Raw genomic sequence first — 15819 nt, 5'->3', positions numbered from 1 at the left:
GCCAGTGGATGAGAGGCCACCCGCAGAGGGAGGTGGCCATGTCGAACACAAACCACACATCCCAGTCACAGAGTTCACGGGAAGACCAAAACTCAGAGGAGTCACAGAACGACACGCGGAACGACACGCGGAGTGACACGCGGAACAAGGCGCGGGAGCGACGGCCGGCCCCCATGGAGGTGCTGCGCCAGGCCCGTTCCCAGCTCGCCGAACTCACCGGGCTCGCCCCCGAGTCGGTGACCTCCTTCGAGCAGACCGAGGACGGATGGGTGCTGGAGGTGGAGGTCCTCGAACTGGCGAGGGTGCCGGACACGATGAGTCTGATGGCGGGCTACCAGGTCGACATCGACCAGGACGGGCAGCTCACCGGCTACCGGCGCGTTCGCCGCTACGAACGCGGGCGCGCCGACACGCGCCGAACCGGCGGCCGGTAGGCCGCCCCACCGCCTGCCGCGTCCGCGCAGCCACCCTGGCACCGACTACTGAAAGAGACCGACTACTCAAGAGGAGGAATGGCCGGTATGACCGTTGTCCCGGCACAGCAGACCGGAGGCGGAGGTGGCAGCAGCGGCCTCTACGACGTACTCGAACTGGTCCTGGACAGGGGACTGGTGATCGACGCCTTCGTGCGGGTCTCCCTGGTCGGCATCGAGATCCTGAAGATCGACGTACGGGTCGTGGTGGCCAGCGTCGACACCTACCTGCGGTTCGCCGAGGCGTGCAACCGCCTCGACCTGGAGGCGGGTCCCCGCAAGAGCCCCGGGCTGCCCGACCTGGTCGGCGAGATCACCGAGTCCGGTGCTCGCGGCAAGTCCAAGGGTGCCCTGTCCGGAGCCGCGGAGACCATCTCCGACGCGTTCAAGCAGGCCCGCGAGGAGGGCGGCGAGGCCCGGCCCCGCCCCCGTAAGTCCACGGCCCGCCGGAAGGAGGAGCAGGAGTGAGCACCTACGTCTACGGGATCACCGACCGTTCGCACGCCGCCCTCCCCGAGGGCATGACCGGCGTGGGCGAGCCGGCCCGGCCGGTGCGGGTCCTCACCTCCGGCGAGCTGGCCGCCGTGGTCAGCGACGCCCCGGAGGGGCTGCGGGCCAAACGCCGGGACCTGCTCGCGCACCAGAACGTGCTCGCCGAGACCGGCGCCGGCGGCTGTGTGCTGCCCATGCGGTTCGGGAACGTGGCCCCCGACGACGAGACGGTCGTCCAGGTGCTCGAGGAGCGCGCCGAGCATTACCTGGAGCGGCTGAAGGCCCTGGACGGCAGGGTCGAGTACAACGTCAAGGCCAACCACGTCGAAGATGCCGTGCTGCACCGGGTGATGGCCGAGCACGCCGAGATCCGCAGCCTCGCCGAGGCCAACCGGCGTTCCGGCGGCGGCGGTTACGACGACAAGCTGCGCCTCGGCGAGATGGTCGCGGCCGCCGTCAAGGCCCAGGAGGCCGAGGACGCCGCCGAGGTGCAGGCCGAGCTGGAGCCGGCCGCCGCCGCGGTCAGCGCCGGCCCGCAGTCCACCGGCTGGCTGCTCAACGTCTCGTTCCTGGTGTCCCGGGACACGGCCGAGGAGTTCCTGGCGGCCGTCGAGCGGGTCCGCGCCGCCCGCCCCCATCTGGAGCTGCGCGTCAACGGCCCGCTGCCGCCGTACAGCTTCGTCGAGCCGGGCCCCGCCCAGCCGGCGGCCGGCACCGCGGGCGCCGACCAGGACACCGGGGCGTAGGTGACGGGCGAGCCCGGGACGGAAGGGAGGAGTCCATGGGACTGATCAAGGAGGTGCTGCTGCTGCCGTTCGCACCGGTGCGCGGCAGCGGCTGGGCGATCGGCCAGGTGCTCCGCGAGGCGGAACGGATCTACTACGACCCCGCCACCGTACGGGCCGAGCTCGCCCGACTCGAAGAGCGGCTGGAGGCGGGTGAGATCACCGAGGAGGAGTTCGACCGGCAGGAGGACGAGCTGCTCGACCGGCTGGAGATCGCCCTGCGCTCCGGCGACACCACTGGCGACGGGACGCGATGATGAACCGCACGGCAATGGGCCTCGCGATAGGGGCCGGATACCTGCTGGGACGCACGAAGAAACTGAAAATGGCACTCGCGGTCGGCTCCCTGGTCGCGGGCAAGAAGCTGAACCTCGGCCCGGGGGCGCTCGCGGACATGGCGCGGCAGCAGCTGCGTGACAATCCGCAGTTCAAGGAGATCGGCGATCAGCTGCGCGAGGACCTGCGGGGTGTCGGCAAGGCCGCGTCCGGGGCCGTGGTCGAGCGGCAGATGGGCGCACTCGCCGACCGGCTGCACGACCGTACCGCCCAGGTGCGCGGCCAGCTGTCCGGGGCCCTGTCCGCGGCCGGCTCCGACGAGGAGCCGGAGCAGGACGGCGACCGCGAGGGGTCGGGGGGCGGCGACCGCGAGGCGCGCGAGGACGGCGACCGCGAGGCCCGTGAGGACGGCGAGCGCGAGGCCCGTGAGGACGGCGAGCGCGAGGCCGGGCAGGACAAGCAGTCCGGCAAGACGGCGGCCAGGAAGGCCCCGCAGAAGAAGGCCTCCGCCAGGGAGGCCGCGACGAGGAAGACGGCCCCCGCGAAGAAGGCGGCGGCCCGCAAGACCGGTGCTGCCCGTAAGGCGGCCGGCCGGAAGACGGCCGGTGCCCGGCAGTCCAAGGGCGGTGACGACGAATGACCGAGACCCTCGGGTCGGCCACGTCCACGGCCGGCAAGGCCACGGGCGCGGCCAAGGACAACCCGCTCACCGACCTCGCCCACAGCGAGGCCGCCGACCGGCTCAAGGCCGAGGCCCAGGAATACCTGTCCGCCCAGGCCCAGCGGCTGCTCACCGGCCTCGGACGCAAGCTGGGCGAGACCACCGTCAAACTCAACGACATCGCCGAGGGCAACAGCCCCGGCTTCGCCAAGCTGGCACTCGACGGCGGCCGCAAGCTCGCCGAGGGCAAGGGCCCGCTGCGCTCCGCTCTGGAGCTCGGCGCGTCCCGTGTCAAGGAGAACGTGATGGACGCGGTCAAGAACCTCGGAGGCGGTGGGGGGAAGAAGAAGGGCGGGGGCGGCAACAAGCCCATCGTCATCCTGGAGTCCGTCGACGTCGGCGTCCCGGTGCGCACCGCCTACGACCAGTGGACCCAGTACCAGGACTTCTCCACCTTCGCCAAGGGCGTCAAGAGCGCGAACCGCGCCGACGACACCCATTCCGACTGGCAGGCCAAGATCTTCTGGTCCAGCCGGAGCTGGAAGGCGCACACCACCGAACAGGTACCCGACCAGCGCATCCAGTGGACGTCGCAGGGCGCCAAGGGCAGCACCAAGGGCGTCGTCACCTTCCACCCGCTCGGCGAGAACCTCACCCGGGTCCTGCTGGTCATGGAGTACTACCCGAGCGGTTTGTTCGAGAAGACCGGCAATCTGTGGCGCGCGCAGGGCCGCCGGGTCAGGCTGGACCTGAAGAACTTCGCCCGTTTCATCACCCTGAAGGGAGAGGCGCAGGACAGCTGGCGCGGCGAGATCCGCGACGGCGAGGTGGTCCGCAGCCACGAGGACGCGGTGGCGGAAGAGGAGGAGTCCGAGGAGCCGCGCGGCGAGGACGAGGAGACGGAGGACGAGGACCGGGAGGACCGGGAGGACGAGGAAGAGCCCGAGGAGGAGGACGAGGAGGACGAGGAGTACGAGGGCCGGGACGAGCCGGAGGAGTACGAGGACGAGGAGGAGCCCGACGAGGAGGGCGAGGAGTACGAGGACGAGCAGGAAGGGCCGGACGAGGAGGGATCCGGGGAAGAGGACGAGTACGCCGAGGAGGAGGAAGAAGAGCCCGAGTACGCCGAGCGCGGGAGCCGTCGATGACGACGCCCAGCCGGTTCCCCGAGCCGTACGGTCACAGCAGCGGAGCCAATCTCGCCGACATCCTGGAGCGCGTGCTCGACAAGGGTGTGGTGATCGCGGGAGACATCCGGATCAACCTCCTCGACATCGAACTGCTGACCGTCAAGCTGCGGCTCATCGTCGCCTCGGTCGACAAGGCCAAGGAGATGGGCATCGACTGGTGGGAGACGGACCCGGCCCTCTCCTCCCGGGCCCGCCGTGACGAGCTGACCCGGGAGAACGCCGAGCTCAGAGAACGCCTGGCCCGGCTGGAGGAGCTGGAACCGGGCCATGTGCCGAAGGAGGCCCCATGACAGGACTGCGCTACGTGTACGCCGTCTGCCGCCCTTTCGGGACGCCCCTGCAGTCCCAGCTCACCGGTGTCGGGGGCGCTCCGCCGGGGCTGCTGCACCATCACGGCCTGGTCGCGGTCGTCAGTCAGGTCCCGGAGGCGGACTTCGGTGAGGAGGCCTTCAAGGCCCACCTGGAGGACCTGGACTGGCTGGCCGCGACCGCCCGCGCCCACCAGGGCGTGATCGACGCGCTCACCACGGTCACCACCCCGCTGCCGCTGCGGCTCGGGACCGTCTTCCGGGACTGCAGCGGCGTGCGCTCCATGATCGAGGCCCGCGAGGACGACTTCCGGCGCACCCTCGAACGGCTGGAGGGGCGGGTGGAGTGGGGTGTGAAGGTCTACCTGGACCCCGAGCCCGCCGAGCCCGAGCCCGCACCCGCCGTCGCCGCTCGGCCCGGCAGCGGCCGGGACTATCTGCGCCGGCGGCGCGAGAGCACCCATGCCCAGGAGGACAGGTGGCAGCGCGCCGAGGCGTTCGCCGGGGCGCTGCACGAGCGTCTGTGCCAGTACGCCGAGGATTCCCGACTGCACCCTCCGCAGAATTCCACGCTTTCCACGACGCCCGGCCAGAACGTCCTCAACGCGGCTTATCTGGTGCCCCGTATGCATTCCGAGGAATTCGTGGAAACGGTGGACCGGACAAAGGGTGAGGCACCCGGAATCCGGGTGGAACTCACCGGGCCGTGGGCCGCCTATTCGTTCACGGGGGAGGGACAGTCGTGACCGTCGTGGAGCGGCGCGAGATCGCCCTCGTCGACCTGCTCGACCGGCTGCTGGCCGGCGGAGTCGTCATCACCGGCGACGTCACCCTCAGGATCGCGGACGTCGACCTCGTCCGCATCGATCTGAACGCCCTGATCAGCTCGGTGAACGAGTCGGTCCCCTCGCCCTTCGAACTGCTTCCCCCGCCCTGCGAGCCCGAGGAGGCCGTGTGACCCCGCGCAACCGGCTCGACCTGGAACCCGACACGGTCGAGCGGGACTTGGTGAAACTGGTGCTCACCGTCGTGGAACTGCTGCGCCAGCTGATGGAGCGGCAGGCCGTGCGCCGCTTCGACACCGGTGAGCTGACCGAGGAGCAGGAGGAGCGGATCGGGCTCACCCTGATGCTCCTGGAGGACCGGATGGGCGAGCTGCGCGAGCGCTACGGACTGCGGCCCGAGGACCTGAACCTGGACCTCGGGCCGCTCGGGCCGCTGCTTCCGCGCGACTGACCTCACGTCACCACCGATACCAGCGGCCCCTGCCGCCGCCGTCGGTCGTGCTGCGGACCAGGAAACCCAGCAGCCATATGACGAGCACCGCCAAGGCAATCCACCAGAGAATCTTCACCGCGAATCCGGCCCCGAAAAGAATCAGCGCCAGAAGCAGTACCAGCAGGATGGGAACCATAGTGTGAACCTCCTGCAGTCCGGGTTTCCCGAATTTCATGAATCAGACTTCTTTACGGCACAGAATCTCCCCGTGCAGAACCGCGAACCAGCCGTCCTCCCGCCTGCCCCACGCACGCCAGGCCTCGGACACCGCCCGCAGCTGCTCCGCCGTCGCGTGGCCCCCCTCGGTGGCCCGGTCCGCGTAGGCGGAGGCCAGGGTGCGGTCCGCCCACAGGCCGCTCCACCAGGCCCGCTCCTCGGGCGTGGCGAACGTCCAGGTGCTGGAGGTGGCGGTGACGTCGCGCAGTCCGGCGGCCAGCGCCCACGCCTTCAGCCGGCGTCCGGCGTCGGGCTCGCCCCCGTTGGCGCGCGCCACCCGCCCGTACAGGTCCAGCCAGTCCTCAAGCCCCGGCACCGCGGGGTACCAGGTCATCGCCGCGTAGTCCGCGTCGCGCACGGCGATGTACCCGCCCGGCCGCGTCACCCGGTGCATCTCGCGCAGTGCCTGCACCGGGTCGCCGACGTGCTGGAGCACCTGGTGGGCGTGGACCACGCAGAAGGTGTCGTCCGGATGGTCCAGGGCGTGCACGTCGGCGACCGCGAAGTCCACGTTGGCCAGGCCGCGCGCGGCGGCGGTGGCCCGGGCCTGTTCCAGGATGCCCGGCGCGTGGTCGACGCCGGTGACATGGCCGTCGGGGACCCGTTCCGCCAGGTCGGCGGTGATGGTCCCGGGTCCGCAGCCGATGTCCAGGATCCTCATGTGGGGCTTCAGGGAGGCGAGCAGATAGGCCGCGGAGTTCTCGGCGGTGCGCCAGGTGTGCGAACGCAGCACCGACTCGTGGTGGCCGTGCGTGTAGACGGCGGTCTCCTGCGCTTTCGGCATGACTGTTCCCCTTCACCCTCGTCGCCGGTCACGGCGGGTCAGCAGGCCTCACCGTACGCGCGTGCGCCGAATGATGAGATACGAGTTTCACCATGTGGGCTGACGGAGCGTCATATCTGGGTCAGACCCCGGGGCGCAGGGGGCGGTAGACCGTCAGGGCCTCGGGCAGCTTCCGCAGGGTCACCTCGCCCGACACCGCCGTCACCTCGCCGTCGTAGGCCAGCGGGGTACCCGGCGCGATCCCGGTGAGCCGGAGCCGGTTCACCTGCACCGCCGCATGGGCCGGGGAACGGGTCAGCGGGCCCGCCACGGCGGCGGCCAGCAACCGCAGCGCCGGCCGCCGGCTGCCGTGCACCACCCGCACGTCCAGCAGCCCGTCCGCGAGATCGGTGCGCCGGCCGGGCGCCAACCCCATGCGGTGGTAGACACCGTTGCCGACGAACAGCAGCCACAGCGGCCGCCGCTGCCCGCCCAGCTCCACCTCCAGCGGATGCCGGTCCGCGCGCAGCACCCGCAGCGCGCCCAGCAGCCCGGCCGGCCAGCCGCCGACCCGGTGCGACCAGCGGTCCCGCTCGCGCACCAGCTCCGGGTAGACCCCCAGGCTCAGCGTGTTCAGGAACAGACCCCCGCCGTCGCCGGTGTCGTACCGGGCCGCGTCCACCCGTACCGCCTCGCCGTGCCGGACCGCACGCACCAGATCACGTTCGTCCTCCACGCCCAGGTCGTAGGCGAAGTGGTTCAGGGTGCCGCCGGGCAGCACCGCGAGCGGCAGGCCGTGCCGCAGGGCGATCCCGGCGGCCGTGTTCACCGTGCCGTCACCACCGCACACGCCCAGCACCCGCGCCCGGGCCGCCGCCTTCGCCAGCGCGTCACCGACCTCCTCCGGCGCGCACTCCACGACCTCCGCCTTCGGCAGCGCACCCTGCAGCGCCCGGACCCGGTCGGCGGTGCCCGAGGCCCGGTTGGCGACCATCACCAGACCCTCGCCCTCCGACAGCGCGGGTGCCTCGGCACGCGGCCGGGCCGGGCGCCGCACCTGGGCGCGGGTCGGCACCAGCCGCCGCACCAGGAAGGCCGCCCCCACGCCGAACGCCGCCCCGGCCAGTACGTCACTCGGGAAGTGCACACCCGTGTACACCCGGGAGGCCGCCACCGAGAACGCCACAGGCGCCACCACCGCGCCCCAGGCCGGGGACTCCAGCGCGACCCCGGTCGCGAAGGCGGCGGCCGACGCGGCATGCCCCGACGGGAAGGACGTGGTGATCGGCTGCCTCCTCAGCTGCCGCACCAGCGGCACCGGGTCCAGCACCGGCCGGGCCCGGCGCACCGAGCGCTTGCCGATCGTGTTGATGGTCAGCGACGCCACGCTGAGCGAGGCCAGGCCCCTCAGGGCCGCCCGGCGGGCCCTCGGGGTGCGGCTCGCGGCCATCGCGGCGGCCGTCGCGAACCACAGCACCCCGTGGTTCGCGCCGCGGCTGAGCCGGGGAAGCACCCGCTCGGCGCCCGGCCAGTGCCAGGCGGCGGCCGCCTCGAACACCCGGCCGTCCAGATCGAGCAGCCGGCGCAGCAGGCCGCGGGCGGTCGGGGCGATCGTCCGGTCAGTCAGGTCCAGGTCTGCGGTCATGGGGTGCGGTTACCCTGAAGTGCCCGTTTCTTGTGCCGGCCGGCACCGGATGCCCGGCCGGCGCGTAAGGAGTTCCCCCGGATGCGCCTGCTCCTCGTCCGCCACGCCGAGACCCCGTCCAACGTGGACCACCTGCTGGACACCGCCGTGCCCGGACCTGGGCTGACCCCGCTCGGCGAGGCGCAGGCCGCCGCGCTGCCCGAGGCGCTCGCGGACGAGGACATCGAGGCCCTGTACGCCTCCACACTGCTGCGCACCCGGCTCACCGCCGCACCGCTCGCCGCGGCCCGGGGCCTTGCGGTGCTCGTCCGCGACGGCATCCGCGAGGTGTCCGCCGGTGACCTGGAGATGCTGCCCGGCGAATCGCCCGAGGGCCGGCGGTACATGCGGACGGTGTTCGCCTGGGCGGCCGGCGACACCGCCCCGCGCGTCCCCGGCGCGGAGAGCGGCGAGGAGGTCCTCGCCCGGTACGACGCCGTGATCGCCGAGGCCGCCGCGAGCGGGGCCGGTACCGTCGCCATGGTCAGCCACGGCGCCGCGATCCGCCTGTGGGCCGCCGCCCGCGCCGCCAACGTCGACGTCGCCTTCGCCGCCGCCCGCCCCCTGAAGAACACCGGCGTGGTGGTCGTCGAAGGATCCCCGTCCGACGGCTGGAAGGCGCTGTCCTGGCAGGGCGCCACGGTGGAACCGGCCGGGGAGGGCGGCCCGGCCGGGGAGCCGGTGCAGACGGCGCGATAGCGGCGCCGCCCGCCGGGACGGCGCCCGCGGCGACCGCCGCCGCCACCCCCTCACCGTCCCGCCGCCTGATAACGGTTTGCCGTTCCCCCGGGCCGACCCGGAGAATGCCTGCCCATGGGACACCTGGAAGCCGCGCACCTCGAGTACCACCTCCCCGACGGGAGGACCCTGCTCGGGGACGTGTCCTTCCGGGTCGGCGAGGGCGCCGCCGTCGCCCTGGTCGGACCGAACGGCGCCGGCAAGACGACCCTGCTGCGGCTGATCTCCGGCGAGCTGAAGCCCCACGCCGGCACCGTCACCGTCAGCGGCGGCCTCGGCGTGATGCGCCAGTTCGTGGGCTCCGTACGCGACGAGACGACCGTACGCGACCTGCTGGTGTCCGTCGCCCCGCCCCGCATCCGCGAGGCCGCCCAGGCGGTCGACCGGGCCGAACACGACCTGATGACCGTCGACGACGAGGCCGCCCAGCTGGCCTACGCGCAGGCCCTCGCCGACTGGGCCGAAGCCCGCGGCTACGAGGCCGAGACCCTGTGGGACATGTGCACCACCGCCGCCCTCGGCGTGCCGTACGAGAAGGCCCAGTGGCGCCTGGTCCGCACCCTGTCCGGCGGCGAGCAGAAACGCCTCGTGCTGGAGGCGCTGCTGCGCGGCACCGACGAGGTGCTGCTGCTGGACGAGCCCGACAACTACCTCGACGTGCCCGGCAAGCGGTGGCTGGAGGAACAGCTGCGGGAGACCCGCAAGACCGTCCTGTTCGTCTCCCACGACCGGGAACTCCTCGCCCGCGCCGCCGAGAAGATCGTCTCCGTGGAGCCCGGCCCGGCCGGCGCCGACGCCTGGGTGCACGGCGGCGGCTTCGGCACCTACCACGAGGCCCGCCGGGAACGCTTCGCACGCTTCGAGGAACTGCGCCGCCGCTGGGACGAGAAACACGCCCAGCTGAAGAAGCTGGTCCTGAACCTCCGGCAGGCCGCCGCCGTCAGCCACGAGATGGCCTCCCGCTACGCCGCCGCCCAGACCCGCCTGCGCAAGTTCGAGGAGGCGGGCCCGCCGCCGGAGCCGCCCCGCGAGCAGGACATCACCATGCGCCTGAAGGGCGGCCGCACCGGCGTCAGGGCCGTCACCTGCGAGGCCCTTGAACTGACCGGCCTGATGCAACCGTTCGACCTGGAGGTCTTCTACGGCGAACGGGTCGCCGTCCTCGGCTCCAACGGCTCGGGCAAGTCGCACTTCCTGCGCCTGCTGGCCGGCGAGGACGTCACACACACGGGCGCGTGGAAGCTCGGCGCGCGCGTCGTGCCCGGCCACTTCGCACAGACCCACGCGCACCCCGAACTCCAGGGCCGCCCCCTGCTCGACATCCTGTGGAAGGAGCACGCCCAGGACCGGGGCGCGGCCATGTCCAGGCTGCGCCGCTACGAACTGACCCAGCAGGCCGAGCAGGCCTTCGACCGGCTCTCCGGCGGCCAGCAGGCCCGCTTCCAGATCCTGCTGCTGGAACTGGCGGGCGTCACCGCGCTGCTCCTGGACGAGCCGACCGACAACCTCGACCTGGAGTCGGCGCAGGCCCTCCAGGAGGGGCTGGAGGCCTTCGAGGGCACCGTTCTCGCCGTCACCCACGACCGCTGGTTCGCCCGCTCCTTCGACCGCTTCCTGGTCTTCGGCAGCGACGGCCGCGTCCGCGAGACACCGGAACCGGTCTGGGACGAACGCCGCGTGTCGCGCCCCCGCTGAGGCGGGCCGGGTACCGCTCCCGCCGCGGGGCAGGGGCCTCACCGGGCTCACGCCCCCGGATGTTCGTACAGTGGACTCAGGACCGTGAGCTCCAAGGATTCCTCCCGGAAATCGCTCGGGGGCTGTGCGCGCCGGGCGGGTACCCGTACCCCATGAACGAACACGACGAGCGGGGCACCACGATGACCGGAGTCGACCCCAGCCGGCTGGACGACCAACAGCTCATGAAGGAGCTGGAGACGATCCACCGCACGCGCCACGACACTCTGCTGTACGCCTCGAACGACGCGCTCCGGGCCCACAACGAGCGCATGGCACAGCTGGAGGGCGAGTACCTGCGCCGCAATCCGCGCCGCCTGGTGAGTGCCGGACGCACCCGTGAGGGCGCCCGCGAGCGCGGCTGCGGCGAGACGGCGAGCCCCGGCGTGCCGGGCACCTGACCGGCGCCCGCGCGGCGAACGGGCCGGCCCGTTCGGGCCGGCCCGTGCACGCGACGACGCCGGTCAGCCGGGCTCACCGGCGAACACGTGCAGGAAGGCGTCGCAGAACGCCTTCAGATCGTCCGGCTTGCGGCTGGTCACCAACTGGTTGGAGCCGTGGTCGCAGATCTTCACCTGCTCGTCCACCCAGGTGCCGCCCGCATTGCGGATGTCCGTCCGCACACTCGGCCAGGACGTCAGCACCCGGCCCCGTACGACGTCCGCCTCCACCAGCGTCCACGGCGCGTGACAGATCGCCGCGACCGGACGGCCCTGGTCGAAGAAGTCCTTCACGAACGCCACGGCCTTGTCGTCCATCCGCAGAAAGTCCGGATTGGCCACCCCGCCGGGCAGCACGAGACCGCCGAACGACCCCGCCGACGCCTCGCCCACCACCTCGTCCACGTCGAAGGTGTCCGCCTTGTCGAGATGGTCGAACGCCTGGATCTTCCCCGGCCGCGTCGACACCAGCACCGGCTCGTGCCCGGCGTCCGAGGCCGCCTTCCACGGCTCGGTCAGCTCCACCTGCTCGACGCCCTCGGGCGCCACGAGAAACGCGATACGCATGATGCTCAGTTCCCTTTCCGATTCCTCGGCGCCACCCGCTCGGCACGCGCCCGTCGCCCGCGCGCGCGGGCCGCCCGCCGGCAGCGCAGCAGCTCCTCGCCGTACGGCAGCAGCACGAAAGCGCCGATCGCCACTCCGACACCCGCCAGATAGCCGGGCGACAGCGCGCGCCGGCGCGGCAGCAGCCGCCAGGCGTCGGGATCCCCCCGCCCGCCGCGCAGCAGCGACCGCACCTGGCCGGCGTGCAGACACATCAGCGAGGCCAGAGCGCCGAACGGCAGCGACTCCAGAAAGCTGTGGATGTGCTGCTCGACCGGCGTCACCTCCCGGTCGCTGTCGACGGCCGTCCGCACGTCCCACAGCGCGGTCGCCTCGTGCACCGCCGCCGCCCCCAGCTGCACGCTCAGCAGCGCGGGATTGATCCGGTAGCGCAGGGTCAGCGCGATCGGCAGACCGACCTGCGCCATCATCAGGGCGTGGATCAACGACTCCTTCGTCCCCGCGGTCTCCTCGATCCGGGTGCGCCGGTGCATCGCCCAGTCGGCGAGCCCCGGCAGGAACCAGCCGGGCAGCAGCCCGTACAGCAGGAACCGGGTGGTCGCCACATCGGCGTCGACGTCGGCGCCGTGCGCTATCTCGGCCGCCTGGCCCCGGCTCATCCGCGAGCCGCCAGCGCCTCGGCCAGCTGTTGCACGTTGTCGTAACGGGCCGAGTGCGGCAACGCCGCCACCGTGTCGGCCAGCGCGGCCGGCGCGTTCCGCCGCCGCAGCATCCGCGCCAGGTCACGCGCGGTCGCCGGGAAGCAACTGCGGCTCAGGGTCCGGGCCAGTTCCGCCCGCACCCGCTCCAGCGACGCCGGCGAACCCAGTCCGCCCACGGGCCCGCTCCAGACCTCGGGGTCGTCGTCCGCGGCCGGCTCCGGATCGTGCCACTCCTCGACCCGGGTCGGATGCCCGGACCTCAGCATCCCCTGCAGTTCGTGTTTCATCTCGTCGTCCCGGTGGACGCTCAGCCGGTCACTGCCTCGCTGCATGTCTTCCTCCACAGGGAGCTAGCGCTTGTCCTTGTGCTTGCCGTTCTTGCCGTCCTTGCCGCCGGGCAGGAACTCCTGCACCTTCGCCTTCAGCCCCTGCCGGATCATCGAGCCGCGGTCGGCGTCGCCCTTCAGGATCGACGCGGCCGTCGCCTCCATCTGCTCCCAGGTGGCATGCGGCGGGATCGGCGGCACGGCGGGGTCGGTGAGGAACTCGATCACCGCGGGCCCGTCGGCCTCCAGGGCCGCCCGCCAGCCCGCCTCCACCTCCTCGGGCTTCTCCACCCGGATCCCCGTCAGGCCCAGCGAACGGGCGAACGCCGCGTACTGCACGTCCGGGATCTCCTGCGACGGCAGGAACGACGGCGCGCCCTCCATGGCCCGCATCTCCCAGGTCACCTGGTTCAGGTCCCGGTTGTTCCACACCCCCACCACCAGCCGCGGATCCGACCAGCGGTCCCGGTACTTCGCCGCCGTGATCATCTCCGCGAGGCCGTTCATCTGCATCGCGCCATCACCGACCAGCGCGAACACCGGCCGGTCCGGATGCGCGAACTTCGCACCGATCGCGTACGGCACCCCCGGCCCCATCGTCGCCAGCGTCCCGGACAGCGAACCGCGCATGCCCGGCCGCATCGTGATGTGCCGCGCGTACCAGTTGGCGACCGAACCGGAGTCCGAGGTGAGGATCGCGTTGTCCGGCAGCAGCGGGTCCAGCGCCCGGGCCACGTACTCCGGGTTGATCGGGTCGGCCGACAGCCCGGCCCGCCGCTCCATCGTCTCGTGCCAGCGCTTCACGTTCGCGCACACCGTGTCGTGCCACTCGCGCCCGCCCCGGTCGCTGCGCAGCAACGGGATCAGCCGCGCGAGCGTCGCCTGCGCGTCGCCGACGAGGTTCACCTCGTACGGGAAGCGCATGCCGATCATGTGCGGGTCGATGTCGATCTGCACCCCGCGCGCCTTGCCGAAGTCCGGCATGAACTGCGTGTACGGGAACGACGACCCGATCGTCAGCAGGGTGTCGCAGTCCCGCATCAGCTCGTACGACGGCCGGCTGCCCAGCAGCCCGATCGGCCCGGTCACGTACGGCAGCTCGTCACTGAGCACGTCCTTGCCGAGCAGCGCCTTCGCCACTCCCGCACCGAGCAGCTCGGCGATCTCCTGCACCTCCGCGACCGCACCGGCCGCGCCCTGCCCGACGAGGATCGCCACCTTGTCGCCCTCGTTCAGCACGTCCGCCGCGCGGCGCAGCGCCTCGTCCGTCGGGGTCGCCGTGTAGTCGCTCATGCCCAGGCTCGACGGCACCATCTTGAACTCGTGCGTCGGCGGCGAGTAGTCCAGCTCCTGCACATCGGCCGGAATGATCAGCGCCGTCGGGGAGCGGCGGGCGTACGCGGTACGGATCGCCCGGTCCAGCACGTTCGGCAGCTGCTCGGGCACCGTCACCGTCTCCACGAAGTCCGAGGCGACGTCCTTGTACAGCGTGTGCAGATCGACTTCCTGCTGGTAGGAGCCGCCCATCGCGGTCCGGTTGGTCTGGCCGACGATCGCCAGCACCGGCACATGGTCCAGCTTGGCGTCGTACAGGCCGTTGAGCAGATGGATGGCGCCCGGTCCCGACGTCGCCGCGCACACCCCGATGCGGCCGCTGAACTTCGCGAACCCGACTGCCTCGAACGCGGACATCTCCTCGTGCCGGGACTGGATGAACCGCGGCCGGTCCTCGGCGCGGCCCCAGGCGGCGAGCAGTCCGTTGATGCCGTCGCCCGGATAGCCGAAGACCTGTTCCACACCCCAAGCGCGCAGGCGCTCGAGGATGTGGTCGGAGACCTTGGTGCTCATGGAGGAACCTCCCGGTGAGGTGCGAGGCGGACGATCCGGTCAGCAGATACCGAGTCACCTGCGCACGGGACGGAAAACCTCGGAAACCCCGCCGGAGCGCGGGCACGGGACCGGCGGGCGCCGGCTGTCACCCGGCCGGCCCACCCTGTCCCGCGAATGGGGGCCGGCCGCGCGCGCCACGGCGCCGGCGGGGCTGTGATGGCAGCGAGGGCACGCCCCGTGCCCGGGTGCCGTACCGGTACCGGCCGTACCGAGGTACCGGTGCCCGCGTACCGCTGCGGTACCGGTGCTGGACGTACTGCCGTACCGGTGCCCGGTGCCCTGCCGTACCGGTGTCCGGTGCACCGCCGCCGCCGACCGCCCCGCCGTGCCCGCCGAGGAGTTCGCCCCATGCGCCGCACCGCCCGCGCCCTGTCCATAGCCTTCATAGCCGGCGCCGCGCTGGCCCTGGCCGGTCCCGCCGCGCCCGCCGGCGCCGAGACCGGTCCCGGCACCGGCGCCCCGACCCAGAGCGCCGGCCCCGAGTCCCCGCCCCACACCGCCGTCCCCGACACCGGCACCGGCCCGTGTGCCGCGCCCCAGCAGTGCGGCGCGTCCCTCACCTGCGCGACCGCCACCGCACCCTGCGACGACGGCGCCACCGCGTGCCGGGCGAACGAGCCCTGCGAGGAGGACGGCGGCGGCTGCCGCAGCCCGGAGGCCTGCCCGGGTACGGCCGGAACCGGGTGCAAGGCGGGGGAGGACTGCGCGGGCGCGGGCGCGGGCGGGAGCGGGGATGGGGATGGGGGCGCGGGCTGCAGGGCCGGGGAGGACTGCCAGGGCGGTGGTGCGGGCTGCAGGGCGGGGGAGGACTGCGGGGGCGGCGTGAGCTGCCAGGCGGGGGAGGCCTGCTCCGGCCGGAACCCGTGCCGTGACGGCGGCCGGTGCCAGGACGACGGCCGCGAGTGCACCGGTGGGGCGGACTGCTCCGACGACGGCCCCGGCTGCGGCGGCTCCGGCGACCGGCAGGGCCATCAGAGCGACGGATGCGACCCGGCCACCGTGCAGCACGGAGTCGAGGCCGGCCAGGGAGGCACCTTCACCGACTCGGTCCCTGCCCTCGCCGGCGGTGCCGCCTTCGTCGCCGTGGCCTGCGGCGGTGCCGGCTACCGGCTGTACGGCCGCCGGCGCGCCCCCGAAGACCGGCCCACGGACGTGTGACCGGGGCAACGGTCTTCACCCCCATGGACGGCCGTCCGGCGGGTACACACCCTCACAAGGACACCGGCAAGCGGCCCCCCACCCACCGACACCACCGGCCACCGACACCACCGGCCACGGACCCACACCACACAGCAGC

At 72.5% G+C, this 15819-nt stretch carries 21 protein-coding genes; 14 read left to right on the top strand and 7 right to left on the bottom strand.

Annotation, left to right across the window (positions count from 1 at the left end):
- Positions 1–38 precede the first annotated feature (38 nt).
- The 10 genes from IO33_RS0123405 (at position 39) to IO33_RS0123360 (ending at position 5421) form a co-directional block, all read left to right on the top strand.
- The gene (locus tag IO33_RS0123405; RefSeq protein WP_078963856.1) at positions 39–434 is read left to right on the top strand and encodes a gas vesicle protein GvpO; all 396 of its coding nucleotides are present in this window, start codon (positions 39–41) and stop codon (positions 432–434) included.
- Between the two features lie 87 nt (positions 435–521).
- Positions 522–941, top strand: a complete 420-nt coding sequence (locus tag IO33_RS0123400) for a gas vesicle structural protein GvpA (protein WP_031168168.1) — start codon at positions 522–524, stop codon at positions 939–941.
- Positions 938–1711: a GvpL/GvpF family gas vesicle protein gene (locus tag IO33_RS0123395; protein ID WP_031168166.1), complete on the top strand. Its 774-nt coding sequence runs from the start codon at positions 938–940 to the stop codon at positions 1709–1711. Before IO33_RS0123400 ends, IO33_RS0123395 begins: the two co-directional genes overlap by 4 nt.
- Positions 1712–1746: 35 nt before the next feature.
- Complete coding sequence (locus IO33_RS0123390) at positions 1747–2007, top strand: gas vesicle protein GvpG (RefSeq protein WP_031168164.1); 261 nt, start codon at positions 1747–1749, stop codon at positions 2005–2007.
- A complete protein-coding gene (locus IO33_RS0123385; RefSeq protein WP_031168162.1) occupies positions 2007–2666 on the top strand; it encodes a hypothetical protein in 660 nt (219 codons plus the stop codon). Before IO33_RS0123390 ends, IO33_RS0123385 begins: the two co-directional genes overlap by 1 nt.
- A complete protein-coding gene (locus IO33_RS0123380; RefSeq protein ID WP_031168160.1) occupies positions 2663–3835 on the top strand; it encodes an SRPBCC family protein in 1173 nt (390 codons plus the stop codon). The genes IO33_RS0123385 and IO33_RS0123380 overlap by 4 nt, the downstream gene beginning before the upstream one ends.
- The gene (locus IO33_RS0123375; protein ID WP_031168158.1) at positions 3832–4167 is read left to right on the top strand and encodes a gas vesicle protein; all 336 of its coding nucleotides are present in this window, start codon (positions 3832–3834) and stop codon (positions 4165–4167) included. Before IO33_RS0123380 ends, IO33_RS0123375 begins: the two co-directional genes overlap by 4 nt.
- Positions 4164–4931, top strand: coding sequence for a GvpL/GvpF family gas vesicle protein (locus IO33_RS0123370; protein WP_031168155.1), 768 nt, complete (start codon positions 4164–4166; stop codon positions 4929–4931). The genes IO33_RS0123375 and IO33_RS0123370 overlap by 4 nt, the downstream gene beginning before the upstream one ends.
- Positions 4928–5143 carry a gas vesicle protein gene (locus tag IO33_RS0123365; protein WP_031168153.1) on the top strand — a complete coding sequence of 72 codons (216 nt, stop codon included), beginning with the start codon at positions 4928–4930 and terminating at the stop codon, positions 5141–5143. The genes IO33_RS0123370 and IO33_RS0123365 overlap by 4 nt, the downstream gene beginning before the upstream one ends.
- On the top strand, positions 5140–5421 hold the full coding sequence (locus tag IO33_RS0123360) for a gas vesicle protein K (RefSeq protein ID WP_031168151.1): 282 nt from the start codon (positions 5140–5142) through the stop codon (positions 5419–5421). Before IO33_RS0123365 ends, IO33_RS0123360 begins: the two co-directional genes overlap by 4 nt.
- 7 nt (positions 5422–5428) lie before the next feature.
- On the opposite strand, the gene IO33_RS0123355 is transcribed toward IO33_RS0123360, so the two are convergent.
- The 3 genes from IO33_RS0123355 to IO33_RS0123345 all read right to left on the bottom strand — a co-directional run bounded on the left by IO33_RS0123355 (position 5429) and on the right by IO33_RS0123345 (position 8087).
- Entirely contained in the window at positions 5429–5599 is a 171-nt protein-coding gene (locus IO33_RS0123355) for a hypothetical protein (RefSeq protein WP_031168150.1), read from the bottom strand.
- A gap of 42 nt (positions 5600–5641) precedes the next feature.
- On the bottom strand, positions 5642–6463 hold the full coding sequence (locus IO33_RS0123350; protein ID WP_031168149.1) for a class I SAM-dependent methyltransferase: 822 nt from the start codon (positions 6461–6463) through the stop codon (positions 5642–5644).
- Between the two features lie 121 nt (positions 6464–6584).
- Complete coding sequence (locus IO33_RS0123345; RefSeq protein ID WP_031168147.1) at positions 6585–8087, bottom strand: bifunctional phosphatase PAP2/diacylglycerol kinase family protein; 1503 nt, start codon at positions 8085–8087, stop codon at positions 6585–6587.
- A gap of 81 nt (positions 8088–8168) precedes the next feature.
- Here IO33_RS0123345 and IO33_RS0123340 point away from each other — a divergent pair, with 81 nt between their 5' ends.
- From IO33_RS0123340 to IO33_RS0123330, 3 genes are all read left to right on the top strand, one after another.
- Positions 8169–8825 carry a histidine phosphatase family protein gene (locus tag IO33_RS0123340; protein WP_031168145.1) on the top strand — a complete coding sequence of 219 codons (657 nt, stop codon included), beginning with the start codon at positions 8169–8171 and terminating at the stop codon, positions 8823–8825.
- A 114-nt stretch (positions 8826–8939) separates the two neighbouring features.
- Positions 8940–10559 (top strand): ATP-binding cassette domain-containing protein, encoded by a 1620-nt coding sequence (locus IO33_RS0123335; RefSeq protein ID WP_031168143.1) that lies wholly within the window; start codon positions 8940–8942, stop codon positions 10557–10559.
- Between the two features lie 152 nt (positions 10560–10711).
- Positions 10712–10999: a DUF6158 family protein gene (locus tag IO33_RS0123330; protein ID WP_031168141.1), complete on the top strand. Its 288-nt coding sequence runs from the start codon at positions 10712–10714 to the stop codon at positions 10997–10999.
- A 63-nt stretch (positions 11000–11062) separates the two neighbouring features.
- Here IO33_RS0123330 and IO33_RS0123325 read toward each other — a convergent pair whose 3' ends face one another.
- From IO33_RS0123325 to IO33_RS0123310, 4 genes are read right to left on the bottom strand one after another with little or no spacing between them, the layout of a single operon-like run.
- Complete coding sequence (locus tag IO33_RS0123325) at positions 11063–11605, bottom strand: type 1 glutamine amidotransferase domain-containing protein (RefSeq protein ID WP_031168139.1); 543 nt, start codon at positions 11603–11605, stop codon at positions 11063–11065.
- Between the two features lie 5 nt (positions 11606–11610).
- Entirely contained in the window at positions 11611–12264 is a 654-nt protein-coding gene (locus IO33_RS0123320; RefSeq protein ID WP_031168137.1) for a hypothetical protein, read from the bottom strand.
- Complete coding sequence (locus IO33_RS0123315) at positions 12261–12638, bottom strand: DUF2795 domain-containing protein (RefSeq protein WP_031168135.1); 378 nt, start codon at positions 12636–12638, stop codon at positions 12261–12263. The genes IO33_RS0123320 and IO33_RS0123315 overlap by 4 nt, the downstream gene beginning before the upstream one ends.
- Positions 12639–12656: 18 nt before the next feature.
- Positions 12657–14480: a thiamine pyrophosphate-requiring protein gene (locus tag IO33_RS0123310; RefSeq protein WP_031168133.1), complete on the bottom strand. Its 1824-nt coding sequence runs from the start codon at positions 14478–14480 to the stop codon at positions 12657–12659.
- Positions 14481–14870: 390 nt separating this feature from the next.
- Here IO33_RS0123310 and IO33_RS0123305 point away from each other — a divergent pair, with 390 nt between their 5' ends.
- Positions 14871–15680, top strand: coding sequence for a hypothetical protein (locus IO33_RS0123305; protein ID WP_031168131.1), 810 nt, complete (start codon positions 14871–14873; stop codon positions 15678–15680).
- Positions 15681–15819: the final 139 nt, after the last annotated feature.

It is taken from the genome of Streptomyces durhamensis, from assembly GCF_000725475.1.
GTDB lineage: Bacteria > Actinomycetota > Actinomycetes > Streptomycetales > Streptomycetaceae > Streptomyces > Streptomyces filipinensis.
This window is presented reverse-complemented; position numbering and strand designations above follow the sequence as displayed.

What these genes read in the sequence shown, in the direction of transcription:
- IO33_RS0123405 (WP_078963856.1), top strand. Translation starts at nt 39, where the DNA reads ATGTCGAACACAAACCACACATCCCAGTCACAGAGTTCACGGGAAGAC.
- IO33_RS0123400 (WP_031168168.1), top strand. Translation starts at nt 522, where the DNA reads ATGACCGTTGTCCCGGCACAGCAGACCGGAGGCGGAGGTGGCAGCAGC.
- IO33_RS0123390 (WP_031168164.1), top strand. Translation starts at nt 1,747, where the DNA reads ATGGGACTGATCAAGGAGGTGCTGCTGCTGCCGTTCGCACCGGTGCGC.
- IO33_RS0123385 (WP_031168162.1), top strand. Translation starts at nt 2,007, where the DNA reads ATGAACCGCACGGCAATGGGCCTCGCGATAGGGGCCGGATACCTGCTG.
- IO33_RS0123380 (WP_031168160.1), top strand. Translation starts at nt 2,663, where the DNA reads ATGACCGAGACCCTCGGGTCGGCCACGTCCACGGCCGGCAAGGCCACG.
- IO33_RS0123375 (WP_031168158.1), top strand. Translation starts at nt 3,832, where the DNA reads ATGACGACGCCCAGCCGGTTCCCCGAGCCGTACGGTCACAGCAGCGGA.
- IO33_RS0123370 (WP_031168155.1), top strand. Translation starts at nt 4,164, where the DNA reads ATGACAGGACTGCGCTACGTGTACGCCGTCTGCCGCCCTTTCGGGACG.
- IO33_RS0123355 (WP_031168150.1), bottom strand. Translation starts at nt 5,599, where the DNA reads ATGGTTCCCATCCTGCTGGTACTGCTTCTGGCGCTGATTCTTTTCGGG.
- IO33_RS0123350 (WP_031168149.1), bottom strand. Translation starts at nt 6,463, where the DNA reads ATGCCGAAAGCGCAGGAGACCGCCGTCTACACGCACGGCCACCACGAG.
- IO33_RS0123345 (WP_031168147.1), bottom strand. Translation starts at nt 8,087, where the DNA reads ATGACCGCAGACCTGGACCTGACTGACCGGACGATCGCCCCGACCGCC.
- IO33_RS0123340 (WP_031168145.1), top strand. Translation starts at nt 8,169, where the DNA reads ATGCGCCTGCTCCTCGTCCGCCACGCCGAGACCCCGTCCAACGTGGAC.
- IO33_RS0123335 (WP_031168143.1), top strand. Translation starts at nt 8,940, where the DNA reads ATGGGACACCTGGAAGCCGCGCACCTCGAGTACCACCTCCCCGACGGG.
- IO33_RS0123330 (WP_031168141.1), top strand. Translation starts at nt 10,712, where the DNA reads ATGAACGAACACGACGAGCGGGGCACCACGATGACCGGAGTCGACCCC.
- IO33_RS0123325 (WP_031168139.1), bottom strand. Translation starts at nt 11,605, where the DNA reads ATGCGTATCGCGTTTCTCGTGGCGCCCGAGGGCGTCGAGCAGGTGGAG.
- IO33_RS0123320 (WP_031168137.1), bottom strand. Translation starts at nt 12,264, where the DNA reads ATGAGCCGGGGCCAGGCGGCCGAGATAGCGCACGGCGCCGACGTCGAC.
- IO33_RS0123315 (WP_031168135.1), bottom strand. Translation starts at nt 12,638, where the DNA reads ATGCAGCGAGGCAGTGACCGGCTGAGCGTCCACCGGGACGACGAGATG.
- IO33_RS0123310 (WP_031168133.1), bottom strand. Translation starts at nt 14,480, where the DNA reads ATGAGCACCAAGGTCTCCGACCACATCCTCGAGCGCCTGCGCGCTTGG.
- IO33_RS0123305 (WP_031168131.1), top strand. Translation starts at nt 14,871, where the DNA reads ATGCGCCGCACCGCCCGCGCCCTGTCCATAGCCTTCATAGCCGGCGCC.